This window comes from Streptomyces violaceus, from assembly GCF_036014075.1.
In the GTDB taxonomy this organism is placed as follows: Bacteria; Actinomycetota; Actinomycetes; order Streptomycetales; family Streptomycetaceae; genus Streptomyces; species Streptomyces violaceus.
In genome coordinates, this window is sequence record NZ_CP107911.1 from 2,423,808 (window position 1) to 2,450,078 (window position 26,271).

General features: G+C 72.1%; 20 protein-coding genes. 5 read left to right on the top strand and 15 right to left on the bottom strand.

The genetic code is table 11. From position 1 onward, the window contains the following. Positions 1 to 16: 16 nt before the first annotated feature. The 8 genes from OG542_RS10740 to rimP form a co-directional block, all read right to left on the bottom strand. Positions 17 to 3,484 carry a serine protease gene (locus OG542_RS10740; protein ID WP_328410243.1) on the bottom strand — a complete coding sequence of 1,156 codons (3,468 nt, stop codon included), beginning with the start codon at positions 3,482 to 3,484 and terminating at the stop codon, positions 17 to 19. A 260-nt stretch (positions 3,485 to 3,744) separates the two neighbouring features. Continuing rightward, positions 3,745 to 4,650 (bottom strand): tRNA pseudouridine(55) synthase TruB, encoded by a 906-nt coding sequence (truB, locus tag OG542_RS10745; protein ID WP_328410245.1) that lies wholly within the window; start codon positions 4,648 to 4,650, stop codon positions 3,745 to 3,747. After that, positions 4,647 to 5,099, bottom strand: a complete 453-nt coding sequence (rbfA, locus tag OG542_RS10750; RefSeq protein WP_189728170.1) for a 30S ribosome-binding factor RbfA — start codon at positions 5,097 to 5,099, stop codon at positions 4,647 to 4,649. The genes truB and rbfA overlap by 4 nt, the downstream gene beginning before the upstream one ends. A gap of 45 nt (positions 5,100 to 5,144) precedes the next feature. Further along, positions 5,145 to 5,438 (bottom strand): DUF503 domain-containing protein, encoded by a 294-nt coding sequence (locus tag OG542_RS10755; RefSeq protein ID WP_184598380.1) that lies wholly within the window; start codon positions 5,436 to 5,438, stop codon positions 5,145 to 5,147. A gap of 336 nt (positions 5,439 to 5,774) precedes the next feature. Next, entirely contained in the window at positions 5,775 to 8,891 is a 3,117-nt protein-coding gene (infB, locus tag OG542_RS10760; protein WP_328410247.1) for a translation initiation factor IF-2, read from the bottom strand. 148 nt (positions 8,892 to 9,039) lie between these two features. Continuing rightward, positions 9,040 to 9,336, bottom strand: a complete 297-nt coding sequence (locus OG542_RS10765) for a YlxR family protein (protein ID WP_261684166.1) — start codon at positions 9,334 to 9,336, stop codon at positions 9,040 to 9,042. Positions 9,337 to 9,451: 115 nt separating this feature from the next. Then, positions 9,452 to 10,450, bottom strand: coding sequence for a transcription termination factor NusA (gene nusA / locus OG542_RS10770; protein ID WP_311128013.1), 999 nt, complete (start codon positions 10,448 to 10,450; stop codon positions 9,452 to 9,454). 2 nt (positions 10,451 to 10,452) lie between these two features. Beyond that, on the bottom strand, positions 10,453 to 10,953 hold the full coding sequence (gene rimP, locus OG542_RS10775; RefSeq protein ID WP_184598386.1) for a ribosome maturation factor RimP: 501 nt from the start codon (positions 10,951 to 10,953) through the stop codon (positions 10,453 to 10,455). Between the two features lie 206 nt (positions 10,954 to 11,159). On the opposite strand from rimP, the gene OG542_RS10780 reads away from it, so the two are divergent. From OG542_RS10780 to OG542_RS10790, 3 genes are read left to right on the top strand one after another with little or no spacing between them, the layout of a single operon-like run. Next, the gene (locus tag OG542_RS10780) at positions 11,160 to 11,687 is read left to right on the top strand and encodes a hypothetical protein (protein ID WP_328410250.1); all 528 of its coding nucleotides are present in this window, start codon (positions 11,160 to 11,162) and stop codon (positions 11,685 to 11,687) included. Further along, positions 11,684 to 12,148: a ferritin-like domain-containing protein gene (locus OG542_RS10785; protein ID WP_193482015.1), complete on the top strand. Its 465-nt coding sequence runs from the start codon at positions 11,684 to 11,686 to the stop codon at positions 12,146 to 12,148. Before OG542_RS10780 ends, OG542_RS10785 begins: the two co-directional genes overlap by 4 nt. Before the next feature lie 47 nt (positions 12,149 to 12,195). Then, complete coding sequence (locus tag OG542_RS10790) at positions 12,196 to 13,098, top strand: aminoglycoside phosphotransferase family protein (protein WP_328410252.1); 903 nt, start codon at positions 12,196 to 12,198, stop codon at positions 13,096 to 13,098. Positions 13,099 to 13,137: 39 nt separating this feature from the next. On the opposite strand, the gene OG542_RS10795 is transcribed toward OG542_RS10790, so the two are convergent. From OG542_RS10795 to OG542_RS10825, 7 genes are all read right to left on the bottom strand, one after another. Then, positions 13,138 to 14,838 (bottom strand): proline--tRNA ligase, encoded by a 1,701-nt coding sequence (locus OG542_RS10795; RefSeq protein ID WP_328410254.1) that lies wholly within the window; start codon positions 14,836 to 14,838, stop codon positions 13,138 to 13,140. A gap of 104 nt (positions 14,839 to 14,942) precedes the next feature. After that, a complete protein-coding gene (locus OG542_RS10800) occupies positions 14,943 to 15,473 on the bottom strand; it encodes a GNAT family N-acetyltransferase (protein WP_311128008.1) in 531 nt (176 codons plus the stop codon). Positions 15,474 to 15,604: 131 nt separating this feature from the next. After that, positions 15,605 to 16,453, bottom strand: a complete 849-nt coding sequence (locus tag OG542_RS10805; RefSeq protein WP_328410257.1) for a GNAT family N-acetyltransferase — start codon at positions 16,451 to 16,453, stop codon at positions 15,605 to 15,607. 178 nt (positions 16,454 to 16,631) lie between these two features. After that, a complete protein-coding gene (gene ispG / locus OG542_RS10810; protein ID WP_193482010.1) occupies positions 16,632 to 17,789 on the bottom strand; it encodes a flavodoxin-dependent (E)-4-hydroxy-3-methylbut-2-enyl-diphosphate synthase in 1,158 nt (385 codons plus the stop codon). Between the two features lie 168 nt (positions 17,790 to 17,957). After that, on the bottom strand, positions 17,958 to 19,250 hold the full coding sequence (locus OG542_RS10815; RefSeq protein WP_193482050.1) for a M50 family metallopeptidase: 1,293 nt from the start codon (positions 19,248 to 19,250) through the stop codon (positions 17,958 to 17,960). A gap of 8 nt (positions 19,251 to 19,258) precedes the next feature. Continuing rightward, complete coding sequence (gene dxr, locus OG542_RS10820; protein WP_230529583.1) at positions 19,259 to 20,512, bottom strand: 1-deoxy-D-xylulose-5-phosphate reductoisomerase; 1,254 nt, start codon at positions 20,510 to 20,512, stop codon at positions 19,259 to 19,261. 274 nt (positions 20,513 to 20,786) lie between these two features. After that, positions 20,787 to 22,727 carry an acyl-CoA dehydrogenase family protein gene (locus OG542_RS10825; protein WP_328410260.1) on the bottom strand — a complete coding sequence of 647 codons (1,941 nt, stop codon included), beginning with the start codon at positions 22,725 to 22,727 and terminating at the stop codon, positions 20,787 to 20,789. Positions 22,728 to 23,049: 322 nt separating this feature from the next. Here OG542_RS10825 and OG542_RS10830 point away from each other — a divergent pair, with 322 nt between their 5' ends. Together OG542_RS10830 and OG542_RS10835 are read left to right on the top strand one after the other, a co-directional pair. Continuing rightward, positions 23,050 to 24,099 (top strand): LacI family DNA-binding transcriptional regulator, encoded by a 1,050-nt coding sequence (locus OG542_RS10830; protein ID WP_328410262.1) that lies wholly within the window; start codon positions 23,050 to 23,052, stop codon positions 24,097 to 24,099. 70 nt (positions 24,100 to 24,169) lie between these two features. After that, positions 24,170 to 26,212 carry a glycoside hydrolase family 31 protein gene (locus OG542_RS10835; protein WP_328410264.1) on the top strand — a complete coding sequence of 681 codons (2,043 nt, stop codon included), beginning with the start codon at positions 24,170 to 24,172 and terminating at the stop codon, positions 26,210 to 26,212. Positions 26,213 to 26,271 lie beyond the last annotated feature (59 nt).

The following is a 26,271-nucleotide window of genomic DNA, read 5'->3' on the forward strand; positions in this document are numbered from 1 at the left end:
GCCGGACGCCATCCTGTCAGGCGGGGACGCGTACGCCCGCCAGGTTCTCGATCATCCGGCGGGAGCTCGGCCCGACCACCGCCGCCCACCCCTCGGGCGCGTCGGCCAGCCAGCCGGCCGCGCGGGCGGCGAAGCCGGGCACGTGCCGGCCCAGATCGACCAGGGCGCGGTCGAAGCGGCCGGCGCCCTCCGGGGTGCGCGCGAGGAGCAGGCCGACGCGGTGGACGAGGTCGCGCAGGTCGTCGCCGCTGTTCCGGGCGGCGGCCTGGAGCAGCGTGTCCAGCACGTCCGTGTCGTGCTCGCGGGTCAGGAGCGCGTCGCGCAGTTCGCGGCGCAGCGGGCGGGAGGCGGGGATGCCCGGCGGGGTGAGGACGGCGGCGAGGGCGCACCGCAGCCGTACCGTCCCGCCGTCCAGCAGGCCGGTGACCAGGGGCAGCAGCACGGCCCGGGCTTCGGGTCCCCGGTCGAGCCGCTGGTCGACGTACGCGGCCACCTGCCCGGCGAGTTCCGGCCGCCGCTCCGCCGCCTCCCGGATCAGTGCGGCGACCCGCCGGGCCAGGCCGGGCGGGGTGGCGTCGGCGAGCGCCCGTAGTGCCTCCTCCGCGTCCGGCCGCCGCAGCCGCGACGCGAAGGCGCCGAGGACCGGCTCGGGATGGGCCAGGAGGGCACGGGCCGGCACGTCCTGAGGGAAGCGCGGGTCGCCCGCCGCGAAGCACTCCAGCGCCCGTGGGAGGTACTTGGCCCGGGTGTGCGGGTCCTGGACGAGGAGGGCGAGTGCGCCGCCGTGCAGGGCGTGGCCGGCGGGGCGGGCGAGCAGGGCGAGGGCCGCGTAACGCAGGAGGGCGCGGTCGTCCGCCGTGCTCACATGCGGTGCGACACGCAGTCCGTGCGTCACCGCGGCGTCCCGGCGCGCGGGCCGCTCGTCGAGCGCCCAGCGGTCCACGGCCCGGCACACCGCCGACGGTTCCTCCTCGGCCAGCACGGCGAGCAGTTCGTCGGCCCGCCGGTGCGCGCGGTCGACGAGCACATCCGTCAGCTCGTCCAGGGCCCACTCGCGGTGGGTGTGCAGCAGCGCCTGCGCGGCGGTGGCCACGGTCGCGTGCGGGGTGGCGGGCAGCGGTCGCTCGTCGTCGAACCAGTCGGCGAGCAGCGGTTGCACCCCCGTGGGGTCGGCGGTGAGCAGCATCGCCACGGCGTCGAGGAAACGGGGACCGGCCTCGCACGGCGGGCCGTCGGCGTGGACCAGCCGCCGCAGCAGCCCGAGGCGCACGTCCTGCGGCAGTCGTACGCCGGTCCAGAAGGCGGGCCCGACCTCCTCCGGCACGGGCCGCTCCTGCTGCCGCCAGGCCACGATCCGGTCGGCGAGCAGCCGCAGCACCTCGGTGTACGGCGTCGCGTCGGGCACGGCCGCCAGGGTCCCGACGAGCAGCCGGGCGGCCCACCAGGACCGCGGGTCGGCGTCCAGAGCGTGCACCAGGTCCGCCAGACGGGAGGCCAGCCGACCGGTGCCGTGCTGGCGGGCGAGGAACAGCAGGGCCTGGACGACGGGCCCGATGCGGTGGTGCGGGACGGGGTCGGACCGCGGTTCCCGGCGGCGGTGGACGAGGGCCCGCAGGGCCTCGTCGAGGTCGAGGTGCATGCCCTGGAGCCAGTCGGCGAGTTCCTCGTGGGCGAAGCGGTACCCGCGTCCGGCGGGCACGAGCAGACCCTCGGCGAGGACGGCACGCCCCCAGCCGGTGCCGCCGCCGAGCCGCGCGGGGGCGGGCCCCCACGGGAACACCGCCGCGAACGCCTCCCGGTCCACATCCCCCGCCCCGGGACCGAGACCGCGCCGGGCGGCCTCGTGCACCTGCCCCGAGACCTTGGCGGCCAGCCGGCGTACGGCGGTGCCGCACAGGCCGTTCCCGGCGGCCAGGCGCCCGGCGATGCGCAGGGACATCAGGTCCACGTAGGCCGCGAAGACGTCGTGCCGGTCGAGGGTGGCGGCGGGAACGTCGGGGGCATCGGCGAGGGCGGTCCGGATCTCGGCGAGCAGACGGAGGGCCAAGGGGTGCCGGGCGTCCGTGTCGACGAGTGCGCCGTCCGGGATGCCGTACCGCAGGCGGGCCTCCCGGGCCTCGTCCTCGGTGAGATCCCCGAGGCGTACACACGCGGGCCGCGCCTCCGCGCCTCCCGGCCGGTGCAGTACCTCGGCCGGGAACGGCACCCCTTCCCAGTACTCCGCCCGGCACGCCACCACCAGCCGCACTCCCGTCTCCCGCAGCCACCGCACCGTCCCCTCCGTCCACGAGGCCAGCCGGCGGGCCAGGGCCGGCGGCATCTCCTCGGGGCCGTCGAGGGCGATCAGCAGGGGGCGGCCGAGGGCACGGGCGAGGCCGGCGAGGCGATCGGGCGTGGTGTCGCCCAGGTCGGCCGGGAAGGGGGCGCGGTCGGCTGCCACGGCCAGGGCGGCCCGGGCCAGCGCCCGGCCCGCCGCGTCCGCCACCGACCCGTCGTCGTCCCGCAGTTCGGACCCGTGCAGCCACAGCGTGGGGTGCCCGCCACGGTCCCGGCGGGCCGCGAGCGCCGCGAGTTCCGTCGTACGTCCGCTGCCGGGCGGCCCGACGAGGCCGAGGACCGCGGCCGGGCCGGCCGTGAAGGCGCTGAACTCGGCCGCCACAGCCGCCACAGCCGCCCGTTCGACCGGTTCCGGGAGGCGGGCAGGGCCTTCCTGTGCCACCGATGTGCCGGTCAGCTCCAGCACCCCGGCCAAGTTGAGGTCGGCGCCGTAGGCGGGAACCGTCGCCGCGTTCTCGGCGAGCAGTTCGGCGAGCGGGCCCGCCGCTCCGGGGACCCGTGGACGCAGCGGCACGGCGAAGCCGACGTCGCGATGGTCGGAGCTGAGCGCCGTACCGAGCACACCGACGACGGCGCCGGTCGCGGCGTCGAGCACGGGGCCGCCGGCCGCTCCGCCGGCCGGCCGCAGTGCGTCCCGTCCCGCCGTGCCGACCGCCAGCTCCAGCGCGTCGAGGCGGTGGACCCGGTTCGTGGCCGTGTAGGTGGCGGCGGACGAGCCCAGGACGCGTGCCTCGCGCCAGCCGCCGGCGGCGATCCGCACATAAGTGCCCGTCCGGGTCCCGTCCCGCACGGTGACCGGCAGCGGCGGCACATCGAGGCCCTCGGTCCGTACGAGGGCCAGGTCCAGGGCGGGCATCGGGATGACCGCGTCAGCGGCCACGACGCGTCGGCGGTCCCCGGCCCCGCACAGGACGAACCGGGGCAATCCATCGACGGCCTCGTGGCTGGTGACGAGCGTGCCGTGGTGGTCGGCCAGGAAGCCGGTGCCGCGGGGGCGGCCGGCCAGGTCGTGGATACGGACGAGGGCTTCGTCGGGGGCCCGGCCCGCCTGCTCCGCCGCCACCGTTGCCTTATCCGCCGTTCCGGCGCTGTCCTGGGAGTCTCGTGCGCTGCCGTCCGACTCCCGGGACCGGTTCCGCGACGCCATCGTCGAGCCTCCCCGCCGTACACCCGTGCCCTCGCGTGCTCGACGGTAGGGGCGAGGTGATCAGCGGGACAGGCAGCTCTGCGAAAGCGCCCCCTTCCGCTCCCCCCGTTCACTCCGAGCGCCCGCACGGACGGGTGAACCAACGGGTACGGCTGGATACACCCTAGGGGTGGGGGAACCGAGGGGGGACCGTGGAGCGGCGGCAGTGGAGGTACCCCGTGGTCGCCGCTCCACGGGCGGACACCGGTCCGGTCGGTCCGTCAGCCGAAGACGGCCAGGCTCTTGGCCTTGCCCCGCTGCTCCTCGACGAGGGCGAGGAAGCGGCCCTCCGGGTCGAAGACGGCGACGGGGCCGGAGCCCCCGTACTCGTCGGGCATCTCCAGCCGTACGCCGTTGGTGAGCAGCTTGGCCCGGCGGGCGTCGACGTCCCACCGCGGGAAGGCGGCCGTCGCGGCCTCGGCGATCGGCATCACGGCCAGTTCCTGCTGGTGCTGGTCGAGCGTGCGGGCCGCGTCCAGCTTGTACGGGCCGACGCGGGTGCGGCGCAGGGCGGTGAGATGGCCGCCGACACCGAGGTCGGCGCCCAGGTCGCGGGCCAGGGCCCGGATGTACGTGCCGGAGGAGCAGACGACCGACACGACCAGGTCGAGTACGGGCGTGCCGTCCTCGGCGACGGCGTCCCTGACGTCGTACACGCCGAAGGAGGAGACCGTGACGGGCCGGGCCGGGATGTCGAACTCCTCGCCCTCCCTGGCGCGCTTGTAGGACCGCACCCCGTTGATCTTGATGGCGCTGACCTTGGACGGCACCTGCATGATGTCGCCGGTCAGCTTGGCGACACCCGCGTCGATGGCGTCGCGGGTGACCTTGGAGGCGTCGGCGGAGGAGATGAGCTCCCCCTCGGCGTCGTCCGTGAGGGTGTTCTGCCCGAGCCGGATGGTGCCCAGGTACTCCTTCTCCGTCAGCGCGAGGTGGCCGAGGAGCTTGGTCGCCTTCTCGACACCGAGGACGAGAACGCCCGTCGCCATCGGGTCGAGGGTGCCGGCGTGCCCGACGCGTCGTGTTCTGGCGATGCCGCGCATCTTGGCGACGACGTCGTGCGAAGTGAAGCCCGACGGCTTGTCGACGATGACGAGGCCGTCGGGCGTGGTGTGCTTCTGGGTCATTCGGCGGTGTCGTCCGTCTCGTCGTCCTCGTCCGGCTTCCGGTACGGGTCGGCTTCACCGGCGTACTTCGCGCCGGCGGACGCCTCGCGCACCTTCTCGTCGGACTGGCGCGCCTTGTCGAGGAGATCCTCGATGTTCCGGGCCGTGTCGGGGAGGGCGTCCATGACGAAGGTCAGGGTCGGCGTGAACTTCACACCGGCGGCCCGGCCCACCTCGGAGCGCAGGATGCCCTTGGCGCTCTCCAGGCCGGCAGCGGCCTCGTTGCGCTCCTCGTCGTCCCCGTACACGGTGTAGAAGACGGTCGCCTCCCGCAGGTCACCCGTGACCCGGGTGTCCGTGATGGTGACGTGCGAGCCGAGCCGCGGGTCCTTGATCCCGCGCTGCAGCTTCTGGGCCACCACCTCTCGGATGAGGTCCGCCAGCCTTTTAGCCCGCGCGTTGTCGGCCACTGGTCCGTCTCCCGTTCTTTCCTGTCTGGGTCGTTCTCTGGGTCGTCAGTCGTCTTCGCCGTGGAAGCGCCGCCTGACGGACAGCAGTTCCACTTCGGGGCGGGCGGCGACCAGCCGTTCACACCGGTCGAGTACCTCGCTCAGGTGCCCCGCGTCGCCGGACACCAACGCGAGGCCGACGACGGCCCTGCGGTGGAGGTCCATGTGGTCCACCTCGGCCGCGCTCACCGCGTACTTGCGCTGGAGTTCGGCGACGATGGGGCGGACGACGGAGCGCTTCTCCTTCAGCGACCGGACGTCACCGAGGAGCAGGTCGAAGGACAGAGTCCCCACGTACATGTGTATCCGGATGACCCGCCGGTACGGGATCGATGGCCCTGCGGATCGGGTGGCAGGGACATCAAGAACGGTACCGCGAACCTGCCAGTGGCTCGACGGGGTTTTCCTTTGCCCACCCGCCCGACACGGTCGGTCAGGAGGCCCGGCTCTCCGGGGCGCCGCCCCGGAGAGCGGCGGGGACTGCGTCCCCTGCACCCCTCGCAGGGCTTCGCCCCAGCACCCAGCCGACTCGCCTCGGCAACCCGCTCGGTGTGCCTCGGCACGCCGACCGGTATGCCAACGGCCAGCCGGCCGACGCGGCGTGTGCCGCGTCGGCCGGTCGGTGGAAACCGTGGGTCACACCCGCGGCTTCTCGCGCATCTCGTACGTCGCGATGACGTCGTCGACCTTGATGTCGTTGAAGTTGCCGAGGTTGATACCGCCCTCGAACCCTTCGCGGATCTCGGTGACGTCGTCCTTGAAGCGACGCAGGCCCTCGATGTTGAGGCTCTCCGCGATGACCTTGCCGTCGCGCAGCAGTCGGGCCTTGGTGTTCCGCTTGACCTCGCCGGAGCGGATGAGAACACCCGCGATGTTGCCCAGCTTGGACGACTTGAAGACCTCGCGGATCTCCGCCGTGCCGAGCTCGACCTCTTCGTACTCCGGCTTGAGCATGCCCTTGAGGGCCGCCTCGATCTCCTCGATCGCCTGGTAGATGACCGAGTAGTAGCGGACGTCCACGCCCTCGCGCTCCGCCATCTGCTGGGCACGCCCGGCAGCGCGGACGTTGAAGCCGATGACGATAGCGTCCGAGCCCATCGCCAGGTCGATGTCGGACTCCGTGACCGCACCGACGCCGCGGTGCAGGACCCGGATGTCGACCTCTTCGCCGACGTCCAGCTGGAGCAGGGAGGACTCGAGGGCCTCGACCGAACCAGAAGCGTCACCCTTGATGATCAGGTTCAGCTGCTGGACCTCGCCGGCCTTCAGCACCTTGTCCAGGTCCTCCAGCGACACACGGCGCGTGCGCTTCGCGAAGGCCGCGTTGCGCTCGCGCGCCGCACGCTTCTCCGCGATCTGACGGGCCGTACGGTCCTCGTCGACGACGAGGAAGTTGTCGCCCGCACCCGGGACGTTGGTCAGGCCCAGGACCTGCACCGGCGTCGAAGGACCGGCCTCGGCCACGCTGTTGCCGTTGTCGTCGTGCATCGCCCGGACTCGGCCGTACGCGTCGCCGACCACCATGGTGTCGCCGACCCGCAGCGTGCCGCGCTGGACGAGGACCGTCGACACGGCACCACGGCCGCGGTCGAGGCGGGACTCGATCGAGATGCCCTGCGCGTCCTGGTTCGGGTTGGCCCGCAGGTCGAGCGAGGCATCGGCCGTGAGGACCACGGCCTCCAGCAGGGAGTCGATGTGCAGACCCTGCTTGGCGGAGATGTCGACGAACATCGTCTCGCCGCCGTACTCCTCGGCCACCAGGCCGTACTCGGTCAGCTGACCGCGCACCTTGGTCGGGTCCGCACCCTCGACGTCGATCTTGTTGACCGCGACGACGATCGGGACCTCGGCCGCCTTGGCGTGGTTGAGCGCCTCGACCGTCTGCGGCATGACGCCGTCGTTGGCCGCGACGACCAGGATCGCGATGTCGGTCGACCTCGCACCACGGGCACGCATGGCGGTGAACGCCTCGTGACCCGGGGTGTCGATGAAGGTGATCTTGCGCTCTTCCTCGTTGACCTCGGTCGCGACCTGGTAGGCACCGATGTGCTGGGTGATGCCGCCGGCCTCGCCCGCGATGACGTTCGTCTTGCGGATGGCGTCGAGGAGCCGGGTCTTACCGTGGTCGACGTGACCCATGACGGTGACGACGGGCGGGCGGACCATCAGGTCCTCCTCGTCGCCCTCGTCCTCGCCGAACTCGATGTCGAAGGACTCGAGGAGCTCGCGGTCCTCCTCCTCCGGGCTGACGATCTGAACCGTGTAGTTCATCTCGCCGGCGAGGAGCTGGAGCGTCTCGTCGGAGACGGACTGCGTGGCCGTGACCATCTCGCCGAGGTTCATCATGACCGCGACGAGCGACGCCGGGTTGGCGTTGATCTTCTCCGCGAAGTCGGTGAGGGAGGCACCGCGCGACAGGCGAACGGTCTCGCCGTTGCCGCGAGGCAGCATCACACCGCCGACCGACGGGGCCTGCATGGCCTCGTACTCCTGACGGCGCTGCCGCTTCGACTTGCGGCCGCGACGGGCGGGACCGCCCGGACGACCGAAGGCACCCTGCGTGCCACCACGGCCACCGGGACCGCCGGGACGACCACCGAAGCCGGGACGGCCACCGCCACCGGGACCACCCGGGCGACCGGCGAAACCGCCGCCACCGCCACCGGGACCACCCGGACGGCCGGCGAAACCGCCGCCGCCACCCGGACGACCGGCGAAGCCGCCGCCACCCGGGCGACCGCCGCCGCCACCGGGACGACCGCCGCCACCGGGACCGCGGCCGCCGGGGCCACCGCCACCGGGACGCGGGCCGGCAGCGGGACGCTGCGGCATCATGCCGGGGTTCGGACGAGGACCGGCGGAGCCACCGCCGGGACGCGGGCCGCCGCCCTGCGGACGCGGCATGCCGCCCGGCGTAGGACGCTGGCCGCCCGGAGCCTGCGGACGAGGACCGCCCGCCCCACCCTGGGGACGGGAACCGCCCTGGCCCTGGCCCTGCGGACGCGGGGCGCCGCCGGGGGCACCGGGGCCGCCCGGACGCGGGGCACCGCCCGGACGGGGCGCCTGCGGGCGCGCCATGCCGGTGGAGCCACCAGAAGTGAACGGGTTGTTGCCCGGACGGGGACCCGCCGGACGGGCACCGGGACGGGGAGAGCCGCCACCCGGACGCGAGCCGCCGGGACGGTCGCCACGGTCACCGCGACCCTGGCCACCCTGGCCGGAGCCACCCGGACGCGGAGCACCCGGACGCGGCGCCTGGCCGGCCGGACGCGGAGCACCCGGACGCGGACCGGAGCCACCCTGACCGGAGCCACCCTGGCCGGAGGCCGGCGCGGCGGGAGCCGCCGGGGGTGCCGTGAACTCGGGCGTGGTGGGAGCCGGGGACGCCGGGGCGGGCCGCGGCGCGGGCTTCGGGCCCGGGGTGGGACGGGGGCCGGGAGTGGCCGGTGCGGCCGGAGCCTCCGGCTTCTCGGCGGCTGCCGGCTTGGGGGCCGCCGGGCGCGGGGCGGCCGGACGGGCAGCCTGCGCCGGGGAGGGGGCTGCCGGCTTCGCCGGGGCAGCCTTGCGGGCGGGGGCGGACTTGCCGCCTCCGTTGCCCTGCTGGAGGGCGTCAGTCAGTTTGCGTACGACAGGCGCTTCGATCGTCGAAGACGCCGAACGGACGAATTCACCGAGTTCCTGGAGCTTGGCCATGACGACCTTGCTCTCGACACCGAACTCCTTGGCGAGTTCGTAGACCCGGACCTTAGCCACTTCGCTCCTTTGAGGTCCGGGTTACGTCCGGACCGTCGCTAGTTCATGGGCGTACTCATCGCGTACTCATCGAGTGCTCATCGCAATCTCGACCTGCTTTCGACTCGCGAGGTACCAAGCCGCACGGTGTTCCGTGCGACACGTCTTCTTACCGTGTTGCCTGTTCGGCAACTGTTGTCTGCTCGACGTATCGGCGCAACGCCTTTGTGTCGAGCGGTCCCGGGGCGCGCAGTGCCCTCGTGAACGCCCGTCGGCGTACCGCCTGGTCGAGACAGATCTGGGCGGGGTGTACGTACGCACCCCGGCCGGGCAGCGTACCGCGAGGATCAGGGGCGCATGCGTCCTCGATCAACACGATCCGCAACAGATCGGCCTTGGCCGCTCGCTCCCGACACCCCACACAAGTGCGTTCAGGGCATGCGCGGACGCGCGTCCGGCCAGACACCGTTAAGTCTACCTCCCCGTACGCTCCTCACCCCTTTGGGGCAGGATTCGAACAGTTGCCGCGCACGAACCTGTCGCGATCTGAACGACCCGCGGCTTGGATCTATTCCCCGGCTCTACTCCCCGGAGCCGTCCCCGGCCGGTTCCGTGTCCGGGCGGATGTCGATCCGCCAGCCGGTCAGCCGGGCCGCGAGCCGGGCGTTCTGCCCTTCCTTGCCGATGGCCAGGGAGAGCTGGTAGTCGGGCACGGTCACCCGGGCGGACCGGGTCGCCATGTCCACGATCTCCACCTTGGAGACGCGGGCCGGGGACAGCGCGTTCGCCACCATCTCGGCCGGGTCCTCCGACCAGTCGACGATGTCGATCTTCTCGCCGTTCAGCTCGCCCATCACATTGCGCACACGGCCGCCCATGGGGCCGATGCAGGCGCCCTTGGCGTTCAGGCCGGACCGGGTGGAGCGGACGGCGATCTTCGTCCGGTGACCGGCCTCACGGGCGATCGCGGAGATCTCCACGGACCCGTCGGCGATCTCCGGCACCTCCAGGGCGAACAGCTTCTTCACCAGATTGGGGTGCGTACGGGACAGCGTCACGGACGGGCCGCGTACCCCCTTGGCCACCCGGACCACGTACGACCGCAGGCGCATGCCGTGCTGGTAGGTCTCCCCCGGCACCTGCTCCTGCACCGGCAGGATGGCCTCGAGCTTGCCGATGTCGACGAGCACGTTCTTCGGGTCGCGGCCCTGCTGGACCACGCCGGTGACGATGTCGCCCTCGCGGCCGGCGTACTCACCGAGCGTCGCGTCGTCCTCGGCGTCGCGCAGGCGCTGCAGGATGACCTGCTTGGCCGTGGTGGCGGCGATACGGCCGAAGCCCGTGGGGGTGTCGTCGAACTCGCGGGCCTCCTGGCCCTCCTCGAGGTCGTCGGGGTCCTCCTTCGCCCACACGGTCACATGGCCGGTCTCCCGGTTGAGCTCCACCCGCGCGTGACGGCGGCTTCCCTCGGTGCGGTGGTAGGCGATGAGGAGGGCCGACTCGATCGCCTCGACCAGCAGGGGGAAGGAGATCTCCTTCTCCCGAACCAAGCCCCGCAGGGCGCTCATGTCGATGTCCACGGCTACGCCTCCTCTTCCTTCTTGTTGTCCTTGCGGCTGAACTCGACCTGGACGCGCGCCCGGACGATGTCGTCGAAGGCGAGTCTGCGCGCGGTGGGCTTGCGGCCCTTGACTCCGGGGATCTCGGTGTCGACACCGTCGTCGTCGACCTTCAGGATCCGGGCGACCAGCTCGCCGCCCTCGGCCAGCTGGAACTTCACCAGGCGGTCCGTGGCGCGCACGTAGTGCCGGTGTTCCGTGAGGAGGCGCTCCGCGCCCGGGGTGCCGACCTCGAGGGTGTACTCCCCCTCGCCCATCGCGTCCGACTCGTCGAGCTTCGCCGAGAGCGCGCGGCTCACATCGGCGATCTGGTCCAGGTCGGCGCCCGTGTCCGAGTCGACGACCACGCGCAGCACACGCTTCCGTCCGACGGAGTCCACTTCGATCTCTTCGAGGTCCAGGCCCTGAGAGCTGACGAGCGGTTCCAGTAGTTCTCGCAGCCTCTCGCTCTGGGTGGTGCTCATCCGGGTGACTCCTCGGCCGCGTGTGCTGTTGTGGGATGGGGCGCGTGTCTGGTCAAAGGGTATCCGGTCGCAGGGAGTGTTGCCGTCCACCCGGTGACGAACGGTGCCGCTGAGTGGTCCCGGGCGAAGGCCCGGGTACCGTGATCACGGGCGTGCAGCCCTGCCAGTCGCTTCTTTCTCGCACGAGCCCCCCGAGGACGTCTGAAGTGCCGCTTCCCCCATCGCCGCGCGCCCGCTCGGGGCCGCGCAGAAGGAGTCTGCTCGCCGTCGGCTCGACGGCCCTCGCCCTGGCGGGCTGCACCGCCGGCGACGAGGACTCCGGTGACCCGGGCGACGGCCCGTCGGCCGCCGACCGCCGGGCACGCGCGCGTGCGGCTCGGGACAGCGAGGAACTGGCCGGGCGGTACAACGCGGTGATCGCCGCCCGCCCGGGGCTCGCGGAGCGGCTGCGGCCGCTGCGGGAGGAGGTCGTACGGCACGCGCGGGCGTTCGGCGGCGGCCCGAAGGCGTCTCCCTCTTCTTCTGCCTCCTCCGCTCCTTCATCCCCCTCGGCCCCCGCCGTACCGGGGAACGACCGGGACGCGGTCGCCGTGCTCGCCGCCGCGGAGCGGGAGCTCGCCGACCGGCGGGCCAAGGCACTGGTCGGGGTGCCGGGCGAGCTGGCGCGGCTGCTGGCCTCGGTGGCGGCCGCCGGGGCGGCGCACGTCTATCTGCTGACGGAGGGGGACGCGTGAGCGACGCGAAGGACCAGGAGCTGCGGGCCCTCCAGGCGGCACTGGCCGCCGAGCACGCGGCGGTGTACGGGTACGGCGTCGTCGGCGGGCGGATCGGCGACGGGCAGCGCGTCGAGGCACGGACGGCGTACGACGCGCACCGGGCGCGCAGGGATGCGCTGGCGCGCGAGGTGAAGGACCTGGGGGGCAGGCCGGCGGCCGCGGCCGCCGGGTACGCGCTGCCGTTCCCGGTGGCGGACGCCGCGACCGCCGTGCGGCTCGCCGCCGAGCTGGAGGACCGGGTGGCCGGCGTCTACTCCGACCTGGTGCGCGCGGCGGGCGGCGGGCGGCGGGTCCTGGCCGCCGAGGCGCTGCGGGAGGCGGCGGTGCGGGCGGTGCGCTGGCGCGGCGAGAGCGTAGCCTTCCCTGGGCTCGCCGAGCGGGCGGACACGGCTCCGCCCGCGGCGGCGCCCACGGCGTGACCCCGTAGGGCACGCACCGCGGACAGTACGAAGGGAACGACTCGCGCATGGTTTTCGAACCGCCGAAGCGCCTGGTCAGGGCGCTCGGTGAGACGGCACCGGACGGTGACGACTGGCTGGAGAAGCTGCCCGAGGCGGCGCAGCGGGCCGTCGCCCTACGCGAGTTGACCGTGGAGCGGGTGCAGGTGCCCGGCGGGCGCAGCAGCCTGGTCGTGCTGGTGCGGGCGGCCGACGGGACGCCCGCCGTGCTCAAGCTGGCGCCGGTCCGGGCCCGCCCGGAGGCGGAGCGGGCCGCGCTCGCCCACTGGGGCGGGCGGGGTGCCGTACAGCTGCTCGGCCCTCCCTCATCGGCCGAGGGCGTGCTGCTGCTGGAACGGCTGCATCCGGATCTGTCGGTGCGGTCGCTGCCGGAGGCGAAGGCGCTGCTGGAGGCGGCGGGGACGCTGCGGCGGCTGTGGGTGGAGCCGCCCGCCGGCTTCCCCTTCGAGACCGTGGCCGAGCGGACGGGGCGGCAGGCCGAGGCGATGCGGGCACGGGCGCGGGCCGATCCCGAGGTGGCCCCGCTCGTCGACCTGGCGCTCGCGGCGCGGACCGAGCTGCTGGCCGCGCCGCCCGAACACCGGCTGCTGCACGGCACGTTTCGGCAGAGCAAGGTGCTCGCCGGGGAGCGGATGCCGTGGCTGGCCGTGGGCCCCGACCCGGTGGTCGGCGAGTGCGCCTTCGATCTGGCCCGGCTGGTGCGTGACCGGGTGGAGGACCTGATCGCCCAGCCGTCCGGCGCGGCCACGACCCGGCGCCGGGTGAAGCGGCTGGCCGAGTCCCTGGACGTGGACCAGGAGAGGCTGCGGGGGTGGACGCTGTTCCGGGCCGTGGAGTCCGGTGTGCGGGCGGGGCGGGTGGGCCGGCCGCGCGACGCGGAGTTGTTGCTGGAGTTCGCGAGCTGGCTGTGAGCGCTCCGGAGGACCGGAGCGCTCACTGGGCGAGCACGCTCAGGCGGTGAGCCGGGCGATGGCCTCCTCGACCGTCAGCTCCTCGCGCTCGCCGGTGCGGCGGTCCTTCAGTTCCACGACGCCCTCGGCCGCGCGCCGGCCGGCCACCAGGATCTGCGGTACGCCGATCAGCTCGGAGTCCGTGAACTTGACGCCCGGGGAGACGCCGGCGCGGTCGTCGACCAGGACGCGGACACCGGCCTTCGCCAGCTTCTCGGAGATGTCGAGGGCCAGTTCGGTCTGCAGGGCCTTGCCGGCGGCGACCACGTGGACGTCGGCCGGGGCGACCTCCTTGGGCCAGCACAGGCCCTTCTCGTCGGCGCTCTGCTCGGCGAGGGCGGCGACCGCGCGGGAGACGCCGACGCCGTAGGAGCCCATGGTGACGCGGACCGGCTTGCCGTTCTGGCCGAGGACGTCGAGCTTGAGGGCGTCGGCGTACTTGCGGCCCAGCTGGAAGATGTGGCCGATCTCGATGGCGCGGTCGAGGACGAGGCCGGTGCCGCACTTCGGGCAGGGGTCGCCCTCCTGCACGACCACGACGTCGACGTACTCGCCGACCTCGAAGTCGCGGCCCGCGACGACGTTCTTCGTGTGCGTGCCGGCCTTGTTGGCGCCGGTGATCCAGGCCGTGCCGGGGGCCACGCGCGGGTCGGCGATGTAGGTGATCTTCTCCAGGCCCCGCGGTCCGACGTAGCCGCGGACCAGGTCGGGGCGGGTCGCGAAGTCCGTCTCGGTGACCAGCTCGACGGCGGCCGGAGCGAAGTGCGCCTCGACCTTGTCCATGTCGACCTCGCGGTCACCGGGGACGCCGACGGCGACGATCTCGCCGTCGACCTTGACCAGGAGGTTCTTCAGCGTGGCGGAGGCCGGGACGCCGAGGGAGGCGGCGAGGGTCTCGATGGTCGGGGTGTCGGGGGTCGGGATGTCCTCGGCGGCCGGGACCCCGGAGGCGTCGACGGGCTTCAACTCGTACGCGATCGCCTCGGTGTTGGCGGCGAAGTCGCAGTTCGGGCAGTCGGCGAAGGTGTCCTCGCCGGCCTCGGCCGGGGCGAGGAACTCCTCCGACTTGGAGCCGCCCATCGCGCCGGCGGTGGCGGCGCAGATGCGGTAGTCGAGGCCGAGACGCGCGAAGATCTTCTGGTAGGCCTCGCGGTGCAGGGCGTAGGAACGGGCCAGGCCCTCGTCCTCGGTGTCGAAGGAGTAGGAGTCCTTCATCAGGAACTCGCGGCCGCGCAGGATGCCCGCGCGGGGCCGGGCCTCGTCGCGGTACTTGTTCTGGATCTGGTAGAGGATCACCGGCAGGTCCTTGTAGGAGGACGCCTGGTCCTTCACCAGCAGGGTGAAGATCTCCTCGTGGGTGGGGCCGAGGAGGTAGTCGCCGCCCCTGCGGTCCTGGAGACGGAACAGCTCGGGGCCGTACTCGTCCCAGCGGCCGGTGGCGTCGTACGGCTCACGCGGCAGGATGGCGGGGAGCAGCACCTCCTGGGCGCCGATCGCGTCCATCTCCTCGCGGACGATGCGCTCCACGTTGGCCAGGACCCGCTTGCCGAGCGGCAGCCAGCTCCAGATGCCGGCGGCGGTACGGCGCACGTACCCGGCGCGGACGAGGAGCTTGTGGCTGAGGACCTCGGCGTCCGCCGGGTCGTCGCGCAACGTCTTCGCCATCAACTGGGACATGCGCTGGACCGGTACGTTCGCCATGGTTTAGCTCCTGCTGATGGGGGTCCCCCCGCTCGAGCGAAGCCGAGAGTGGGGGAGGGTGATGGCAGGAGGTTATCCGGGGGGCACCGGGCGGTGGAAATCGGTTAGCGGCGGTGCAGCGGGAGGGGAGCGCCCATCACGGCGTACGGCTTCGGGGCGCTGGGGAAGAGGACCTGGCGGGCCAGGTCCTGGTAGCCGAGGGAGCGGTAGAGGGCGCGGGCGGGGCTCTCGGTGTCGATCGCGGAGAGGATCGAGCGGGGTTCGGCGGCGCCGTCGGTGATGGTGGTGATCAGGGTGCGTCCGATGCCGCGGCTCTGGTGGGCGGGGTGGACGTGCAGTTCGGTGATCACGAAGGAGTCGTCGAGCCACTGGTCGAGGTGGTTCGCTCTGAGGTACGGCTCCACGACGGTGGACCACCAGTGGGTGCGGTCGTTGGGCATGCCGTAGACGAAGCCGACGAGGTTGCCGTCGGCCGTGGCACCGAGGGCCCTTGCACCCGGGTAGGTCATGTGGCGGAGGACGATCTGGCGGCGGACCGCGACTTCGTCGGGGCCGAGGCCGAAGGCCACGGCTTGGACGGCCAGGGCCTCGTCGACGTGGGCGGGGAGGTCGAGTGGGCCGATCACGAGGTCCATGGCGGGGAGCCTACAGGGGCGTTTCGGTTGTCACCCGGGTGCGGGTTGTATGTGGTTGCTCGCGCCCACGCGGCGGAGCCGCATATCGACAACAGCCCCGGGCCCCTGGGGCCAGTTCCCCTCACGCACGGTCAAAAGAGCACGCTCATGAAGGCGCCGACCTCCTGGAAGCCCACCCTCGTGTACGCCCGCCTGGCCGCCGTGTTGAAGTCGTTCACGTAGAGGCTCGCCACCGGGGCGACGTCGGCCAGCGCATAGCGCAGCACGGCTGCCATGCCGGGGGCCGCCACGCCGGTGCCCCGGTACTCGGGGGCCACCCATACGCCCTGGATCTGGCAGGCACGGTCCGTCGCGGCGCCGATCTCGGCCTTGAAGACGACCTTGCCGTCCGTGTCGAAGCGGGCGAACGCGCGGCCTGAGCCGACGAGTTCGGCGACGCGGGCCTGGTAGAGGAGGCCCCCGTCGCCGGCCAGCGGGGAGACCCCGACCTCCTCGGTGAACATCGCCACACACGCAGGCATGAGCGTTTCCATCTCGTCCTTGCGGACGCGGCGGACGTAGGGGTCCGGGGCGATGCCGGACGGCAGGCTGTCGGTGACCATGAGCGGCTGCCGGCGGCGGACGTCGCGGGCCGGGCCCCACTGGGGTTCCAGCAGCCGCCACAGGTCGGCGGTGGACCCGGCGGGCCCGACGATGGAGGAGCAGCGGCGGCCGGCCCGGCGGGCCCGGTCGGCGAAGGCGCGCACGGCGCGCGGGGTGGCGCAGATCGGGACCAGGTTGGCGCCCGCGTAGCACAGGGACGTCAGCATGCCGTCCTCGTACCAGCCCCACATCTCACCGCCGAGCCGCCACGGGTCGAGGCCGGCGATCCGCACCCGGGACGTCACAAAGGCGTTCGCGACCGGCTCGCGGTCGAGTACGGCGAGCGCGGCGTCCAGGTCGCTCGGTTCGAGGACCCGTGAGGTCGTCTGCGTCAACAAGTGCGGGGCCCTCACACACTGGGGTCGGCTGGTCTCCGCACTATAGCTGCGCTGCTTGGGCGGGGCGCCTCGGAGCTCGGGGCTTCTCGTCGGCGGGCGGCTGCGGGTTGTCTGTGGCTGATCGCGCAGTTCCCCGCGCCCCCAAAGGCAGGGCGCGGGCCCAACCTGCGTCAAATAGTCAGCCCGCGACTGCTACCGAGGGCTCGCCCGAGATCACGCCGTCCGCCTCCATCTGCTCGGCCAGCTTCATGGCCTCCTCGATGAGGGTTTCCACGATCTTGGACTCGGGGACGGTCTTGATGACCTCGCCCTTGACGAAGATCTGGCCCTTGCCGTTGCCGGAGGCGACGCCGAGGTCGGCCTCGCGGGCCTCGCCGGGGCCGTTGACGACGCAGCCCATGACGGCGACGCGGAGGGGGACCTCCATGCCGGTCAGGCCGGCGGTGACCTCTTCGGCCAGCTTGTAGACGTCGACCTGGGCGCGGCCGCAGGAGGGGCAGGAGACGATCTCCAGGCCGCGCTGCTTGAGGTTGAGCGACTCCAGAATCTGGTTGCCGACCTTGACCTCCTCCACGGGGGGCGCGGAGAGGGAGACGCGGATCGTGTCGCCGATGCCCTGCGAGAGGAGCGCGCCGAAGGCCACCGCGGACTTGATCGTGCCCTGGAAGGCCGGGCCGGCCTCGGTGACGCCGAGGTGCAGCGGGTAGTCGCACTGGGCGGCGAGCTGCTTGTAGGCCTCGATCATGACGACCGGGTCGTTGTGCTTGACGGAGATCTTGATGTCGCGGAAGTCGTGCTCCTCGAACAGCGAGGCCTCCCACAGCGCGCTCTCCACGAGCGCTTCCGGGGTCGCCTTGCCGTACTTCTGGAGCAGGCGCCGGTCGAGGGAGCCCGCGTTGACGCCGATGCGGATCGGGGTGCCGTGGTCCCGGGCCGCCTTGGCGATCTCCTTGACCTTGTCGTCGAACTGCTTGATGTTGCCCGGGTTGACGCGGACGGCCGCGCAGCCCGCCTCGATCGCGGCGAAGACGTACTTCGGCTGGAAGTGGATGTCGGCGATGACCGGGAGCTGCGACTTGCGGGCGATCGTCGACAGGGCGTCGGCGTCGTCCTGCGTCGGGCAGGCGACGCGGACGATCTGACAGCCGGAGGCGGTCAGCTCGGCGATCTGCTGGAGGGTGGAGCCGATGTCGGACGTACGCGTCGTCGTCATCGACTGCACCGAGACGGGGGCGTCTCCGCCGACCGCCACGGCCCCGACCTGGATCTGGCGGCTCTTCCGGCGCTCGGCGAGCTTGGTCGGTACGGACGGCATGCCGAGAGAAATCGCAGTCATCTGCTGTGCAACCCCAAGTCGTGGATCAAGGTCCGGTCCCGTGAGCAGCGGGCTCCGAGCTTCGAGATTACGGCACATGGCTGGGGCCGGGCACATCCCACCCGCATCGCCACCCCATGGGGGGCGGCCCGGCACGAAGTGTGCCGGGCCGCCAGAAACCGCGTACGACTAGGAGATTCTCACCGGGTTCACCACGTCGGCGATCAGCACCAGGATCGTGAAGCAGATGAAGATGCCCGCGACCACGTAGGCGACCGGCATGAGCTTCGCCACGTCGAAGGGACCCGGGTCCGGCCGGCGCAGCACCTTGGCGGTGTTGCGGCGCAGCGACTCCCACAGCGCGCCCGCGACATGGCCGCCGTCGAGCGGCAGCAGCGGGAGCATGTTGAACAGGAACAGGGAGAGGTTGAAGCCGGCGACCAGCATGAGGGCCATGGCCAGTTGCTGGGTCGGCGGGATGTCCAGGGTGAAGATCTCGCCGCCGACGCGGGCCGCGCCGACCACGCCCATCGGGGAGTCGGCCTCACGGGGCGCGCCGTCGAAGGCCGCGTTCCACAGTGCCGGGACCTTGCCGGGGAGGGCGGCGAGGGAGTCCACGGCGTCGCCCATCCGGTCTCCCATCCAGCCCACGGACTCACCGAAGTCCTGCTTGACCACTCCGGTGGCCGCGCTGAAGCCGAGGAAGCCGGCCTGGACGTACTGGCCCTCGACGATCTGCCCGCCGGAGTCCTTCTTGGCGACCTGGTTGGTGGCGATCTTCGCCTGCAGGGTGACGTCCTGGCCCTTGCGGTCGACGACGATCGGCACCTCCTTGCCGGGGGTGGCGCGGATGAGGTCGGACAGTTTGTTCCAGTCGTCGGTCCGCACGCCGTCGAAGGAGACGATCTTGTCGCCCGCCTTCAGTCCGGCGGCGGCGGCCGGGCTGGCCGCGTCGCCCTTCTCGCACTTGTCGCGGTTCTCGCTCTGGGCGATGACGCACTGGGAGACGGAGCTGACGGTGGTCGTCTGCTGGGTGATGCCGAAGCCCATCAGGATGGCGAGGAACAGCGCCACCGCGAGGACCAGGTTCATGAAGGGGCCCGCGAACATCACGATCACGCGCTTCCAGGGCTTGCGCGTGTAGAACAGGCGGTTCTCGTCGCCCGGCCTGAGCTCCTCGTAGGCGGCGGTGCGGGCGTCCTCGATCATGCCGCGCCACGGGGAGGTGGAGCGCGCCGTCAGCCGGCCGTCGGGACCGGGCGGGAACATGCCGATCATGCGGATGTAGCCGCCGAACGGGATGGCCTTGATCCCGTACTCGGTCTCGCCCTTCTTGCGTGACCAGATCGTCGGGCCGAAGCCGACCATGTACTGCGGCACGCGGATGCCGAACAGCTTGGCGGTCGACAGGTGCCCCAGCTCGTGCCACGCGATCGAGAACAGCAGGCCGACCACGAAGAGAACTATGCCGAGGATGAACATCAGGGTCGTCATGCACGGGCCTCCGCCGTCTGTGCCGCCAGTTCCCGGGCCCGGGCCCGCGCCCAGGTCTCCGCTTCGAGGACGTCCGACACGGTGAGTGAGGTTCCCGTACGCGGGGTGCCGTGCTCCTCGACGACCCGGGTGACGGTCTCCATGATGCCGTTGAAGGGCAGCGCGCCCTGGCGGAACGCCTCCACGCACTCCTCGTTGGCCGCATTGAACACCGCGGGGGCGGTGCCCGCGAGCTCGCCGACGTGCCGGGCGAGGTTCACCGAGGGGAAGGCCTCGTTGTCGAGCGGGAAGAACTCCCAGGTCGAGGCCTTGCTCCAGTCGAAGGTGGGGGCCGCGTCGGGGACGCGCTCGGGCCAGCCGATGCCGATGGCGATGGGCCCGCGCATGTCGGGCGGGGTCGCCTGGGCCAGTGTCGATCCATCCGTGAACTCAACCATCGAGTGGACATACGACTGCGGATGCACGACGACCTCAATGCGGTCGAAGGGAATGTCGTAGAGGAGGTGTGCCTCGATGACCTCCAGGCCCTTGTTGACGAGGGTCGCGGAGTTGATCGTGATGACCGGGCCCATGGCCCAGGTGGGGTGTGCGAGGGCGTCCTCGACGGTGACGTGGGCCAGCTCCTGCTTCGTACGGCCGCGGAAGGGGCCGCCGGAGGCCGTGACGACCAGCTTGCGGACGTCGGCGCGGGTGCCGGCGGCCAGGGCCTGGAAGAGGGCGGCGTGCTCGGAGTCGACCGGGATGATCTGGCCCGGCTTGGCGAGGCCCTTGACCAGCGGGCCGCCCACGATGAGCGACTCCTTGTTGGCCAGGGCGAGGGTGCGGCCCGCCTCCAGGGCGGCCAGGGTCGGGGCGAGGCCGATGGAGCCGGTGATGCCGTTCAGGACGGTGTGGCAGTCGGATGCCGCCAGCCGCGTGGCCGCGTCCGGGCCGGCGAGGATCTCGGGGAGCGGCTCGCCCGTGCCGTACTGCGCGGAGAGCGCCTCGCGCAGGGCCGGTACGACGTCCTCGCGGGCGACCGCGACCGTGGGCACCCGCAGCCGGTACGCCTGCTCGGCGAGAAGGGCGACGCGGCCGCCGTTGGCGGACAGGCCGGTGACCCGGAAGCGGTCGGGGTTGCGCAGCACGAGGTCGATGGCCTGCGTGCCGATGGACCCGGTGGAGCCGAGGATCACCACGTCCTTCGGGCCGTCGCCCGCTACGGGGTCGTAGACGAGGTGCGGGTCGGCCAGGGCACGGGGCGCAAGCACCGTCGTCCGCCCGGAGGGCGGGCCCTGCGGCGTCAGGTGCGTGCTCTCGGCGTGCCGGGCGTCGCCCCCTGTACTGGACGTACTGGGGGTGGCGCCCGGTGCGGCGAGAGTGCGTGCATGGCGTCGCGGGGCAGACGGGGCTTGCGGCCCGTGCCCTGAGGGGGCTGGACTGTCGCTCATTCCTCCATTGTTGCCGTAAGGGTGGCGTGTGAGGACAGCGCATCCCCTTCGCGGGGGCGTGTGCCGGTGCAGCACACGCCCCCTTGGGGGCCGGTCAGCGGATCGGCCGGTGGAGGTTCTCCCGCTGGGAGGCTCCCGGCGTCGCGTCCGCGATCCAGGGGCCGTCACCCGACGGGTCGACGATGCCCTGCTCCAGCCACTCGTACGTGCCGGACAGCACACCCTTGGCGACCTTGCGGTCGAGGTCGTCGGTGTTGGTCCACAGGCGGTTGAAGAGCTCCTCGACGCGGATCCTGGCCTGGCGGCAGAAGACGTCGGCGAGCTGGTAGGCCTCACGGCCGTTCTCGCCCCGGCCGCGCAGGAGTTCGGCGCGTACGCAGGCCGCGCTCATGGCGAACAGTTCGGCGCCGATGTCTACGATCCTGCCGAGGAAGCCCTGCTTGGACTCCATCCGGCCCTGCCAGCGGGACATGGCGTAGAAGGTGGAACGGGCGAGTTTGCGGGACGTGCGCTCGACGTAGCGCAGGTGCCCGGAGAGATCCACGCCGTGTTTGAACTCGCCGTAGGCGGTGGGGAGTTGGCCCGGGCCCGCGACGAGCTTGGGGAGCCACTTGGCGTAGAAGGCGCCCGCGTTCGCGCCCGCCTTGGCCTTGTCGCCCAGGGACTTCTCGGGGTCGATGAGGTCGCCGGCGACCGAGAGGTGGGCGTCGACGGCCTCGCGGGCGATCAGCAGGTGCATGATCTCCGTGGAGCCCTCGAAGATGCGGTTGATGCGCAGGTCGCGCAGGAGCTGCTCGGCCGGGACGCCGCGCTCGCCGCGGGCCCGGAGGGACTCGGCCGTCTCGAAGCCGCGTCCGCCGCGGATCTGGATGAGTTCGTCGGCCATCGTCCAGGCCATCTCGGAGGCGTACAGCTTGGCGAGGGCACCTTCGATGCGGATGTCGTTGCGGTCCTCGTCGGCCATCTGCGAGGCCAGGTCCGTCACGGCCTCCAGGGCGAAGGTGGTGGCCGCGATGAAGGAGATCTTGGAACCGACCGCCTCGTGGTGTGCGACGGGCTTGCCCCACTGCTCGCGGACCGCCGTCCACTCGCGAGCGATCTTCAGGCACCACTTGCCGGCCGCGACGCAGGAGGCCGGCAGGGAGAGCCGCCCGGTGTTGAGCGTGGTCAGGGCGATCTTCAGGCCCTGACCCTCCTCGCCGACGCGGTTGGCGGCGGGGACGCGGACCTGGTGGAAGCGGGTGACGCCGTTCTCGATGCCGCGCAGGCCCATGAAGGCGTTGCGGTTCTCCACGGTGACGCCCGGCGAGTTCGTCTCCACGACGAAGGCGGTGATGCCGCCCTTGTGGCCTTCGCTTCTCGGCACCCGGGCCATGACGACCAGCAGGTCGGCTACGACGCCGTTGGTGGTCCACAGCTTGACGCCGTCGAGGACGTAGTCGTCCCCGTCGGGCACGGCGGTGGTGGCGAGCCGGGCCGGGTCGGAGCCGACGTCGGGCTCGGTGAGCAGGAAGGCGCTGATGTCGGTGCGGGCGCAGCGGGGCAGGAAGCGCTCGCGCTGCTCCTGCGTGCCGAACAGCTTCAGGGGCTGCGGCACGCCGATCGACTGGTGCGCGGAGAGCAGCACGCCGATCGCGGGGCTTGCGGAGCCGGCCAGCGAGAGGGCCTTGTTGTAGTACACCTGCGTGAGGCCCAGCCCGCCGTACTTGGTGTCGATCTTCATGCCGAAGGCGCCGAGCTCCTTCAGGCCATCGATCACCTCGTCGGGGATCCTGGCGTCGCGCTCGATGACGGCCGCGTCGACCTTCGTCTCGACGAAGTCGCGGAGCTTGGCGAGGAACTCCTCGCCGCGCTGGGCCGCCTCGTCGCCGGGGAGGGGGTGGGGGTGGATGAGGTCGAGCCGGAAGCGGCCGAGGAACAGCTCCTTGGCGAAGCTGGGCTTGCGCCAGTGCTGTTCCCGGGCGGCCTCCGCCACCTCACGGGCCTCCCGCTCGGTGACGGCGGGACGGGAAGAGGGAGTGGTGGAAGCGGACATGAGGGGCACCTCGCCGCAACTAGGTTTATTGAGGACTGTACGTTACCGACCAGTGCTACTGGATCGTTGGTACCCGAAACCGGACGCTCCCACCAGTCCTCGCGCGTCCGTTCAGCCGAAGGCCCGGCCCTGTCGCGGGCTCCATGGCGGTGGTGCACCGGAACGCCTTCCGGGAGACTGACCCCCTCCCCGGAAATCGGTATCGAAGCGCTTCGACGACCTATGGACACGTACTCCTGCTGGAGCTACTGTCGAACCACCCTCACCCACCCGTATCAGCAACGCGCATTGTCGAAGCGCTTCACAAAGCTTGGAGAGCTGGATGGTCACCCTCGCCGAGGTCGCCCAGCACGCCGGAGTCTCGGCGAGCACGGTGAGCTATGTCCTCAGCGGCAAGCGGTCCATCTCCGCGAGCACCCGGCAGCGGGTCGAGCGGAGCATCCGCGAGCTCGGGTACCACCCGAACGCCGGGGCCCGCGCCCTGGCCAGCAGCAAGTCGAACATCATCGCGTTGATGATGCCGCTGCGCACGGACATGTACGTGCCCGTGATGATGGAGATCGCCATCGCGGTGGCGACCTCCGCCCGTACGCACGGGTACGACGTGCTGCTGCTCACCGGTGAGGAGGGTCCGGACGCGGTGCGCCGCGTCGCCGGGAGCGGGCTCGCCGACGGGATGATCCTGATGGACGTCGAGCTCGACGACGAACGGCTGCCGTTGCTGCGCGATGGGGGTGCCCCCGCTCGAGCGGAGCCGGGAGTGGGGGACGACCAGCCGTCCGTGCTCATCGGGCTGCCCGCCGACACCTCGGGTCTGACCTGCGTCGATCTGGACTTCCGGGCGACGGGCGCGCTGTGTGTGGAGCATCTGGCGAAGCAGGGGCACCACGACATCGCTGTCATCGGGGAGGCCCCGGCCGTCTACGAGCGGCACACCGGCTTCGCCGAGCGCACCCTGGACGGGCTGCGGACCCGTGCCCGGGAGCTGGGTGTGCGGCTGCTGCACCGGCCGTGCGAGGGCGGGTACGACGCGATGGCGGTGACCCTCGCCCGGATCCTCGACGAGCGCCCGGACACCTCGGGGATCATCGTGCAGAACGAGTCGGCGGTCGAGCCGCTGCTCGCGCTGCTGCGGCAGCAGGGCCGGGCCGTGCCGGAGGACGTGTCGGTGGTCGCGATCTGCCCCGACCAGGTCGCGACGCAGGCCTCCGTGCGGCTCACGTCGGTCGCCATCCCGGCGCAGGAGATGGGCCGGCACGCGGTGGAGCATTTGGTCGCCAAGCTCGAGGGGCGCGGCAGCGACGAGGTCGTGCTGATCGCCCCGGAGCTGACGGTACGGACGAGCACGGGGCCGGCGCCGACCCGGCCGTAGGCACCGCTTCCAAAGAACACCGCCCGTTCCAGGGCACCCCCATGTCTGCACTCCTTCAGGAGCACGCCTCGTGAATCAGCCTGCTGAAACCCAGCCCCAGGTGAGCCTGGCGCAGTCCTCCCCCACCGTCGGCACGTTCCGCGAGCGGGACGGCGCGCTGGAGTGGAGCGGCCGCCAGGAGACCGTACGGATCGAGCCGTGGGGTCCGGACGCGGTCCGGGTGCGTGCCCGGCTCGGCGGCCCGGTCCTCGAGGGGCTCCCGGGCGCCCTGCTCGAGGAGGCGCCCGCGACGCCCTCCACGGTGAAGATGGAGGACGGCCACGCACAGCTGACCGTCGGCGCGCTCACCGTCGAGGTGAACGCCGAGGGCCTGGTCCGCTTCCTGCGGACGGAGGACTCCGCCGAGCTGCTCGCCGAGGACCGCGCCCATTTCTGGTGGCCCGGCTCCCGCCTCTACACGGCCGTCGGCAACGGCCACCACCGCCTGGAACAGCGCTTCGCCGCGTACGACGACGAGAAGCTGTTCGGCCTCGGGCAGCACCAGCACGGGCGGCTCGACCAGAAGGGCCTGGTGCTGGACCTGGTCCAGCGCAACGCCGAGGTCGGCATCCCGGTGCTGACCTCCAGCCGCGGCTACACGCTGCTGTGGAACAACCCGGCGATCGGCCGCGTGGAGCTGGCGCACAACGGCACCCGGTGGGTAGCCGACTCGGCCCGGCAGATCGACTACTGGATCACGGCCGGCGAGCCGTCCGGTGCCCAGAGCCGCTACAGCGCGGTGACCGGCCGGACGCCGATGCTGCCCGAGTGGGCGGCGGGCTTCTGGCAGTGCAAGCTGCGCTACCGCACCCAGGACGAACTCATGGCGGTGGCAAGGGAGTACAAGCGGCGCGGTCTGCCCATCTCCGCGATCGTCTGCGACTTCTTCCACTGGACGCACCTCGGGGAGTGGAAGTTCGACCCGAAGGAGTGGCCCGACCCGGCGGCGATGGTGCGCGAGCTGGAGGAGCTCGGCATCAAGCTGGTGGTGAGCGTCTGGCCCTCGGTGTCGCCGCTGAGCGAGAACCACCCGGTCATGGAGCAGCGCGGGTACTTCATCGGCACCCAGTACGGCCCGATGGCCCACGCCGACTGGCCCGACAAGGAGGTCGCGTCAACAGTCCAGGTGGCCTTCTACGACGCCACCAACCCGGAGGCCCGGGAGTTCGTGTGGTCGAAGGTGAAGGAGAACTACCTCGACCCGTACGGCATCACGGCGTTCTGGCTGGACGCCGGCGAGCCGGAGCTTAAGCCGGGCTTTCCGGAGAACCTGCGCTACTGGGCGGGCCCGGGCCTGGAGGTCGGCAACGCCTACCCGGCCGAGAACGCCCGGACCTTCTACGAGGGTCTGGCGGCGACCGGCGAGGAGGAGATCGTCACCCTCAACCGCTCGGCGTGGGCGGGCAGTCAGCGCTACGGCGCCGCCCTGTGGTCGGGTGACATCGGCACCGACTTCCCGACCCTGCGCCGTCAGATCGCGGCCGGCCTCAACACGGCCCTGTCGGGCATCCCGTGGTGGAACACCGACATCGGCGGCTTCCACGGCGGGGACCCGGACGACCCGGCGTACCGGGAGGTGATGGTCCGCTGGTTCCAGTTCGGCGCGCTCTCCCCGCTGATGCGCCTGCACGGCTTCCGCGATCCCGGCATGCCGCTGGGCCCGGAGATGACGGGCGGCCCGAACGAGGTGTGGTCGTACGGCGAGGAGGCCGGAGCCGTCCTGGAGAAGTACCTGCGGCTGCGCGAGCGTCTGAAGCCGTACGTGCTGGACGTGATGCGCGCGGCCCACGAGGAGGGGCTGCCGGTGATGCGGCCGCTGTTCCTGGAGTTCCCGGCCGACCAGGCCGCCTGGTCGGTCGACGACTCCTACCTCTTCGGCCCGGATCTGCTGGTCGCCCCGGTGCTGACCGCCGGCGCCACCGCCCGTACGGCCTATCTCCCGGCGGGGGCCACCTGGACGGACGCGTGGACGGGTGAGACGTACGAGGGCGGCCGGGCCGTGACGGTCGACGCCCCGCTGGACCGCATCCCGCTGTTCCTGCGGGACGGGGCGCGGCTGCCTGTAGGGGAGTAGCCGCGCGAGGGGGCGGCCGGGGCGAGCGGCCTCCGGCCGCCTTCGCGTGTCCGCAACAT

Coding starts and splice junctions, on each gene's coding strand:
- OG542_RS10740 (WP_328410243.1), bottom strand. CDS start 3,484: ATGGCGTCGCGGAACCGGTCCCGGGAGTCGGACGGCAGCGCACGAGAC.
- truB (WP_328410245.1), bottom strand. CDS start 4,650: ATGACCCAGAAGCACACCACGCCCGACGGCCTCGTCATCGTCGACAAG.
- OG542_RS10755 (WP_184598380.1), bottom strand. CDS start 5,438: ATGTACGTGGGGACTCTGTCCTTCGACCTGCTCCTCGGTGACGTCCGG.
- rimP (WP_184598386.1), bottom strand. CDS start 10,953: ATGAGCACCACCCAGAGCGAGAGGCTGCGAGAACTACTGGAACCGCTC.
- OG542_RS10790 (WP_328410252.1), top strand. CDS start 12,196: ATGGTTTTCGAACCGCCGAAGCGCCTGGTCAGGGCGCTCGGTGAGACG.
- OG542_RS10795 (WP_328410254.1), bottom strand. CDS start 14,838: ATGGCGAACGTACCGGTCCAGCGCATGTCCCAGTTGATGGCGAAGACG.
- OG542_RS10800 (WP_311128008.1), bottom strand. CDS start 15,473: ATGGACCTCGTGATCGGCCCACTCGACCTCCCCGCCCACGTCGACGAG.
- ispG (WP_193482010.1), bottom strand. CDS start 17,789: ATGACTGCGATTTCTCTCGGCATGCCGTCCGTACCGACCAAGCTCGCC.
- OG542_RS10815 (WP_193482050.1), bottom strand. CDS start 19,250: ATGTTCATCCTCGGCATAGTTCTCTTCGTGGTCGGCCTGCTGTTCTCG.
- OG542_RS10825 (WP_328410260.1), bottom strand. CDS start 22,727: ATGTCCGCTTCCACCACTCCCTCTTCCCGTCCCGCCGTCACCGAGCGG.
- OG542_RS10830 (WP_328410262.1), top strand. CDS start 23,050: ATGGTCACCCTCGCCGAGGTCGCCCAGCACGCCGGAGTCTCGGCGAGC.